6 protein-coding genes and 3 pseudogenes are annotated in these 8129 nt (G+C 40.4%); 4 read left to right on the top strand and 5 right to left on the bottom strand.

Going from position 1 to position 8129, the window contains the following annotated elements; all coding sequences use genetic code 11:
- Both AAIE02_RS23355 and AAIE02_RS23350 read left to right on the top strand, forming a co-directional pair.
- A partial coding sequence (locus tag AAIE02_RS23355) for an IS3 family transposase (protein ID WP_498533396.1) occupies positions 1-169 on the top strand: 169 nt, incomplete at its 5' end.
- Complete coding sequence (locus AAIE02_RS23350) at positions 132-407, top strand: autotransporter outer membrane beta-barrel domain-containing protein (RefSeq protein ID WP_498533395.1); 276 nt, start codon at positions 132-134, stop codon at positions 405-407. The genes AAIE02_RS23355 and AAIE02_RS23350, both read left to right, overlap by 38 nt.
- A 175-nt stretch (positions 408-582) precedes the next feature.
- On the opposite strand, the gene AAIE02_RS23345 is transcribed toward AAIE02_RS23350, so the two are convergent.
- The gene (locus tag AAIE02_RS23345) at positions 583-3612 is read right to left on the bottom strand and encodes a Tn3 family transposase (protein WP_498533394.1); all 3030 of its coding nucleotides are present in this window, start codon (positions 3610-3612) and stop codon (positions 583-585) included.
- Positions 3613-3769: 157 nt separating this feature from the next.
- Between AAIE02_RS23345 and AAIE02_RS23340 the strand changes: the two genes are divergently transcribed.
- Both AAIE02_RS23340 and AAIE02_RS23335 read left to right on the top strand, forming a co-directional pair.
- Entirely contained in the window at positions 3770-4351 is a 582-nt protein-coding gene (locus tag AAIE02_RS23340; protein ID WP_498533393.1) for a recombinase family protein, read from the top strand.
- Between the two features lie 293 nt (positions 4352-4644).
- Positions 4645-5254: pseudogene (locus AAIE02_RS23335) on the top strand (IS6 family transposase); the annotation flags it as partial.
- 51 nt (positions 5255-5305) lie between these two features.
- Here the strand turns inward: AAIE02_RS23335 and AAIE02_RS23330 are convergent.
- The 4 genes and pseudogenes from AAIE02_RS23330 to AAIE02_RS23315 form a co-directional block, all read right to left on the bottom strand.
- Positions 5306-5575 carry a hypothetical protein gene (locus AAIE02_RS23330; protein ID WP_498533392.1) on the bottom strand — a complete coding sequence of 90 codons (270 nt, stop codon included), beginning with the start codon at positions 5573-5575 and terminating at the stop codon, positions 5306-5308.
- 737 nt (positions 5576-6312) lie between these two features.
- On the bottom strand, positions 6313-6843 hold the full coding sequence (locus tag AAIE02_RS23325; protein ID WP_498533391.1) for a DUF2975 domain-containing protein: 531 nt from the start codon (positions 6841-6843) through the stop codon (positions 6313-6315).
- 146 nt (positions 6844-6989) lie between these two features.
- Positions 6990-7229, bottom strand: a pseudogene (locus AAIE02_RS23320) (IS5/IS1182 family transposase); the annotation flags it as partial.
- Positions 7221-8129, bottom strand: a pseudogene (locus tag AAIE02_RS23315) (ISNCY family transposase); the annotation flags it as partial. The pseudogenes AAIE02_RS23315 and AAIE02_RS23320, both read right to left, overlap by 9 nt.

Genomic DNA, 8129 nt, shown 5'->3' with positions numbered 1-8129 from the left:
ACGCGAACGGATTAAGAAAAGGATCTACGGAACGAGAGGCGAAGCCAGAAGCGATATTTTTGATTACATCGAAATGTTTTACAACAGTAAGCGTCGGCATGGTTCCAGCGATCAGATGTCACCGGCAGAATATGAAAACCACTATTATCAACGGCTCGGAAGTGTCTAGATTATCCGTGGCGATTCAAAGATCTTTGCAACAGTGCCGCGATGACAGCCTGACCGATAAGCTGACTATCCGCGGGAATACTTCCGGCACCACCTACATCATGGGCGCCAACGAAGGCGGTATCGGGGCGCAGACCCTGGAGGGAATTGAAGTTCTTTCCACCGGTAACTCCACCACCGGAGCCTTTACTCAGAAAGGGCGAATTGTAGCCGGCAGTTATGAGTATCATCTCCAGTAGGGTACCCCTTCCGGCATGATTAACAATAACTGGTATCTCACCAGTCAGAGTGAAAATAATAACGGTAATAGTAACGGAACTAATAACAATGCCGATACCGGGGGTTCCGCGCCCATTTCCTCCAAAAGTCCCACCTTTCACATAAAAAACATTATTTATCATGTTGTTAATTGTTTTATTCGTACTCCATGTCATCCTCATCGCTTAGAGGATCTACCCCCTCCAGAAGACTGTCCAGATTTGTGATCGCAACTTGCTCTTCGAAAGAATAGTTCCCCCCAAGGAGAATGTGTCTCCATGCTACTGGGGATAAGTTAGCCAGAACGTCTATCGCTTTTTTATTATTTTCTTTCTCAAATTTATCGACCAGTCCGGATAATATTGCTGAGTTATAGTAAATTACACAATTAGCTATCAGTCTCGCGCAGTCATTCCATTGATCTATCTGGTAGTCATCGCCCCCGCGGAATTGATTTCCGTTGACTGATGCTATTGCTCTTCTTAGTTGATGATAAGCTTCACCTCTGTTCAGCGCTTGCTGAACAAATTGCCTTAAAGTTTTATTGTCAGCATAGTCCAGAACGTAGATGCATTTTATAATTCTGTCATATTCCCGGAGCGCTGCTAATGTCTTGCCACTACGCTTTGCATTCGATAATTTCTTAACCACCGTACTTTGAACGGTGGTTTTCCTGCTTAAAGAGCAAATAATATGCTGTATGTTTTCCCACTCCTGTGCAATGAGCTTGATATTAAATTGTTTTTTAAGTCTGATAATAAGTTTCTCATCCTCCAGTATAACCTCAAACAACTCATTAAATACTTTCTTGAATTTTGCATAGCGTGGTGAAAACTGATAACCAAAGATATCCAGTATCGCGAAATTTACGTTATTAACACCATGATTATCAGTAGCTAATGATTTTGGCTGTATTTCACTGGTGTTGTTATATAACAGGTCAAATGCAAAATGCCCTTCATACTCATTTGGAGAAATGACTACTGTTGCCAATGGTACATGATTCGATACCAGTGTCATCGCAGAAACACCTTTTCCTTTTCTGAAGTACTTGGCAGAAAAACGGGCTTTGAATGTATTTATTCGACATGTGTGCTTCTGCCCATCAACACTTCCAAATGGAGATTCTTCATTTATTGTCCAGTATTTATACACCGAAAGGTTTGCAATTGCGTCAGATACTACCGTGTTAGCTATTCCAGTTGTATCGGGACGAATGAATTTATCATTTACATCACGTAGTATACCAATACTACGGTCTGATGCTGACGCCATTCGATGAACACCATAGTTTGCTCCGTTACCAAATATACAGGCAAGAAGATCATTATAGTCAGCTTCCAGATTATTTTTCCTGGATGATACGGCATTGAATACAGACAAAAAATCCGTCTCATTGTTTACATACTTCATTACATCAACTATTCCGATATTTTTTATTTGATTATAAATCGGATTATCAATGCTGGTCTTCCATTTTTTACTGGCCAGGCTCCATTGTAATCTGTTTGACTGTGGCTGTTTTTTTACAAATTCATTAGCATCTGAGTTTATACCAATAGTTATACGTTCCAGCTTCTCGTTAAAGATAGTTTCCAGATCGTCCAGAGTCTGCGTTATTGGTGTAATCAATCGCTCAAGCCCGGTTTTTGCTATCAAAATCGATTTATTCTCATCCCAGTAACTGCGCTCTATAAGGTCATCTTCCAGCCGCTTGTTTTGTTCACTCTCTGAAGCGTAAAAGACGCCGCTTTCCAGATGGTTAGACACCCTGCTGTACATATGAAACTCGAATCGTTGAGCGTTAACTTCTCCCTCTTTTACAATGTAATTTTTCTCGAATGGGCGAATTATCCTCTGATCTTTAGCTTCCAGCGTTCCTTTTCCCTTGAGATCATCCCTGGTAGCATCAATCTGCTGTCCAATAACTGACTTTTCGTTGTCATATACGATATCTATAGCCATAAAAAGCTTTCTGATTGAATTGGTGATCTTAAGGTGATTACTGTCAATATACTGCCATTGATATTCAATTACATCGATTTTATTTTTATCGAAAAACTCACTCACAAGATGCATATCATCCTTCGATATAAGTGCAAATACTTTTTTGCGAACATCACCAAAAGGGATGCTGTCATCAATACTCCCATCAATGAAGAAATTAAACACCTCACTCGCAAACTTAAGTTTTTTATTTATCAGGTCTATCTCCTCAGTTGCCCGAGCTTTCGCGGACAAAACCGAAGCATTCTTGTGTTTTTTAACCAGATATCGGAAAGCCGTAATTATCTTGTCATTTATCTCCTGGTATCTGAAGTACAAATAACAGCATAAATAGAGTATTCCTTGCCATTTAGGGTGCCGCTTAAGTCTGAATGTTGTGCTGTGTTTTACTATGGTAGCATAGTACTCCATATTTCCCTGGGATATGCCTAATGAGTTAATAGTATCTTTTATTTCATAATAAACACTGCTTATTATATTGTGTGAATTTAATTCGCTTTCTATTTCTGATGTTGAGAAATCTCTCGCGCCGCCATTATATCCTCTGATAGAATTTAAGATTCCTTCATCATGAAGAATAGAAATAATTTGTTGTGCTGTGGCTGGACTCATTCTTTTTGACAAAATATTAACCGTCCTTTTTCTTTCAAAGTTTAAAGCCTCTGAAACCAGTTTCTGGACAGTACTGTAGCCGGGAAGTGCTATACGCCTCTGCCCTAAAAAAGCAAGTAATTCATCAAAAATATATTTTGGCTCCATACATATGGTAGCAACGTCGTTCATACGTTCGCTTAACTCACATTTAATGGATGGGGTGAGTTGTTCAAATCCAAGTGTATAAAGCATCCGTTTAACAAGACGAGACTTCGTACTTTTAGGTATGTTTAAATTGATATTCGTACTTTCATTTTTATAATACGTCTGTATAATATATTTTACATCCCCTTTTACGTTTTTTGATGTAAACTCAGGAAGCACAGGTTTATATCTGAAATACCCTATAATCAATATCAAGTACACCCTGCTCTCTATGTTTATTATTTTATCAACTTCTTTTTTAAGAGCGATGTCTAATGAAAAAAATTCAGATCTCTCAACAGGGTTAAAAGATGGAGCCTGATATAATTCATTTATTTCACTTTTTGTTAAGATACTAATTCTTTTCTTATGTTTCTGCATGCATTCACCTGAATGTTAAATATTTGCTAAATGCAGAGAGGTGTCAAATATTATGATATCTGACACCTCTCTAAAACAGCATAAAAGCAGGTTTCAAAAATCGTATTTCGTGCATTATGATACCATGAGGTATCAAAAACGATAAGTGAGACTAAAAATGGCGTTACTGGGGTACGCGCGGGTATCAACCAGCCATCAGAAGCTGACGCATCAAATTTCAGAGCTGAAAAATGCCGGTGTGCGGGAAGATCGTATTTTTACAGACATGATAACTGGCGCAACTGATGAGCGGGAAGGATTACAGCGGCTGCTGGCCCGGGCAGAGAAAGACGACGTAATCATCTGCACAAAAATGGACCGACTGGGGCGTAACACTGCTGACATGATCCGTGTAGTTGACGGCTGTTACAAAAAGGGGATTGCCATCCGGTTCCTGGAGAACGGTCTCAGTACAGAGGGGACGATGGGCAAAATGGTTATCCAAATTCTTGCGGCTGTAGCTGAAGCTGAGCGTGAGCGTATCCTGGAGCGGACGAATGACGGCAGAATAGCGGCACTTGCTGCAGGCGTAAAATTTGGCAGGAAGAGCCATCCACGAACGCCAGCAGCACTGACGCTTATCTTGCAGGGAGAGGCTTTGAGCAGTGTGACAGAAAAAACAGGTATATCCCGTGCGACGTACTTTCGGTTAAAAAGAAAAATAAGAAACGATGCTAAAAATGAACCTCTTTCTCAATAAAATTCAATGTGATATCTGAATAAGGTGGGACTTTTGGAGGAAATGGGCGCGGAACCCCTACCGGGCACACTTATCGTCCCGAACGAGGAAACTACGCCTCCAGCCTTCAGGCTGCCGCAAAAATGTTCAACATACGTCTCAAGGACCGCCAAAGCGGCAGCGTCTACATGTAACTGCTCGCAATCAGCGCAATTTTCGGATCATATTCCCGAGCTCACATTAAGTGATAATGAGCTCGCATTTATCTTTTCCAGCTCACCATCCATTACCCCAAGCTCACAATAACTGCAAATGAAATTCGATATGAACGGGGTGTCAGCGTTGACCACTCCACGATTTACCGCTGGGTTCAGCGTTATGCTCCTGAAATAGAGAAACGACTGCGTTGGTACTGGTGTAACCCTTCCGAGCTGAACCCATGGCACATTGACGAAACGTACGTGAAGGTGAATGGCCGGTGGGTTTATCTGTATCGAGCCGTCGACAATAGGGGGCGCACCATCGATTTGTATCTCTCCCCACGTCGTAACAGCAAAGCGGCATATCGGTTCCTGGGGAAAATCCTCAATAAAGTCAAAAAGTGGCAGATCCCGAGTTTTATCAACACGGATAAAGCGCCCACCTATGGCGGTGCGCTTGTCCTGCTCAAACGCGAAGGTCGATGCCCGCCTGACGTTGAACACCGGCAGATTAAGTACCGGAATAAACGTCATTGAATGCGATCACGGCAAACTGAAAAGAATAATCGGCGCCACACTGGGATTTAAATCCATGAAGACGGCTTACGTCACGATAAAGGGTATTGAAGTGATGCGGGCTCTTCGCAAAGGCCAGGCTTCTGCATTTTATTATGGTGATCCCCTGTGCGAGATGCGCCTGGTGAACAGAGCCTTTGAAATATAAGGCATTTAAAAAAATCAACAGGCTACCTCATAGCTAACTTTGCAACAGTTCCTATTTTTTTGATATCTGCATCTGTAACTTTTTTATTTGCATCTCTAAATCTTTACGGATTTTTTGATCGTTACTTGCACCCTGTCGAGCCCTGAGAATGTTTATTCTTTCTTGTATTTTCAATCGATTAGAAACCTTCAGTTGTTGTAGTTGTACATTAGCAATTGCTGCTTCGCTTACTGCTTTCGAAGATTCATCAAGTTTTTTAGCGCTAAATGACCATACTGGAGAAACAAAGAATAGTGTAATCCATAAAATATTTTTAAACATAGGAAACCTCTAGCGGACAGAGTAAATAACAAATTTAAAATTTCTTGAAATAATTAAATGCTCTTCAGTTTATAACCATTAGTGTATAATTGGATAAGGAGCCGTAGTCATTAAATAAATTATAAAATCAGCTTGTTAATAAAAAACCAAAGTAAAATAATCAAACAACTTAATGATTAGAAGCCTGTGGCTAGTCCAAATGGTTAATATTTACTCACCGAAAAAAGGTGCCTCAGGTCGACACCCTTTTTCAAGCATGCAACTGAAAATCATGAATTCTCTGCGAGCTTCATTAAAATAATAAATTCATTTCTATTACCACTGTGCGTACCTTAGATGATTTATCATTCATTAATTCACGACTGATGAGGGGACTGTCTGTAGGTATCTTTTCCAAAGATATCATTTGGCAGTCTGAAGTATCTTTTTGCATTTCAAATTCATTTCCTCCATTGAGTAAGTGCACAGGCTGATAATGTAATAACGTAGTCAAAGTTATATATTTCAAGTACCACATTAAAATATTTTTAAAATAATTTCTTTGAATTTTTATCGAGCATCCATGATTACAACCGAGCTCCTCAAAAGTCTTTTATAATGTGGAGAATCGAATTTCTTTTACGTGTCCACTTCGTAGTATCGATAAATTTTATCCTGTAATTTTTATTTTTTCTGAAACCTCTTCATCAGTTACCCCTTGTTTTTAATAAAAATATATCAAGGCGTATTGATATTGATTATACCGTAAATTTATTTTCAGTCTGGATTTTATTCGCTTCACGCATTACTAAATACAGGAATCCTACAATTAAAGATGCGCAAAGAAGCAAGTAGAATGAACTATCAACATTAAACTCCATTACGAAATCTTCTTTATTAAAACTCAATACTATACTTAATGCAGGTCTTACTAGTAAAGTAGATAATGCAAACGCCAGTAGACTAAATGAAATCTTTTTTATTCTTCCAACCTGTTGAGGAGAAAAAAAATCCATTTTTTGATATCTACTAAATAAATTATAAACGTGCCACAGAACAAGAACCAGAAAACCAGAGAAAAAAAGATCTGTGACAATATATATCAATATACTTAGATTCCCAAAATCCTCTTTGAGGATAGTTCCTGATGGAGATGTGCTGACTTGCACGAAATAATCATCCAGGATAAATGGAAACAATATGGTTGAAAGCGGAAAAACTATCATTCCTACAACCATTAAAAATTTGACGATCTTACAGTAATTTTTGATTCTTTCTGATGTACCCATACCGGAGCCTCACATGATGATGAATATCGATAAACGATAATTTACTATGTGGTGTTACACAAAATCAAGTATAATTTTTTAAATGACTAATGGCTTTGTTTGATAAATAAAATTCCGCGCGCACGCCCCTTTAGCTGGCTGGATTTTCAGGCAATACGCACGCTTACTGGCATACCAGCCCTCGTAATTTTGTTCAGTGCTAGTGCCATGGCCAGAGCCTCTGCAACCTGACAATTGTAGTCCCTCAGTGTCAGTGAACCTCCGAACAGCTGTTTTACTCTATACATGGCCGTTTCCGCTATAAAGCGATGGTTATATTCCTTTGTCCATTTCCACCGTGCATTGCTTCTGCTCAGCCGCTGATTATCAACGGCATGGTTGCGTTCTCTTTTACCATCCCGGTTCCGTTCATACTGCTGAATCTGAGCGAGTTTCAGCACGGCACCAAGGCGTTTATTGTCTACGATGACGCCCAGGTCAACGATGGCCAGTTTGTCGAAGACCTGATATAGCGTTCTGTAGCCATATTTAAAGGCCAACTTGCCGTCCGGATATTCGAGAACCATGATTTTCTCACCGGCGATACTAGTGTTTTATTCAGTCGGGCCAACAAGGTAGAGCATCTTGTCGTACTGAAATGTCAGTGATTTAGAGAGCGTGCGGAGTTACTGCCAAGCGAAGATATCATCCATTTCAGACTGTGATTCATCGACTGGGCGGTGAAGGTTTTTCGGATATTGAGGTGCTTTAGCAAAGCGTCGGTTAAAGTCCTGAATAAAGGTTTCCAGCCAGACATTTGCTTCTTCAATACCCGTAATGTTCTCAAGACGCATTTCCTTTATAAGCCGGTCCTGAAGTGTTTGGTTAGCCCGTTCCACACGCCCTTTAGCCTGTGAACTGTTCGCGCAGATGAGATCAATATTGAGATCATGGAGTACACGGCCAAACTGGGTGGTACCGATGCGATAGGTTTCTGCCTGGCTGACACGAAAAACAGCATGTTTGTCACTGTAGAACGCAACAGGTTTTCCATGTTTATCAAGATACTCACGCGTGGCCAGCATGTAATCGGAAGCGGACTCAGTTTCGCAGAAGCGAAGGTGCATCAGTCGGCCAGTGGCATCATCCATGTAAACCAGAAGACAGCATTTTGATGCACGGCCTTCAAACCAGTCATGGTGTGAGACGTCAATCTGAACAAGCTCACCAAGGCAATCACGTCGATAACGTGGTTGAGGCACTGTTGCAAATATGAGGATGGACAAGACGCTGGCCTCATAATAAAG

Source organism: Cedecea sp. Ae19-4, assembly GCF_059801165.1.
Note: the sequence above shows the minus strand (reverse complement) of the source record. Positions and strands in the feature narration are given on the sequence as shown.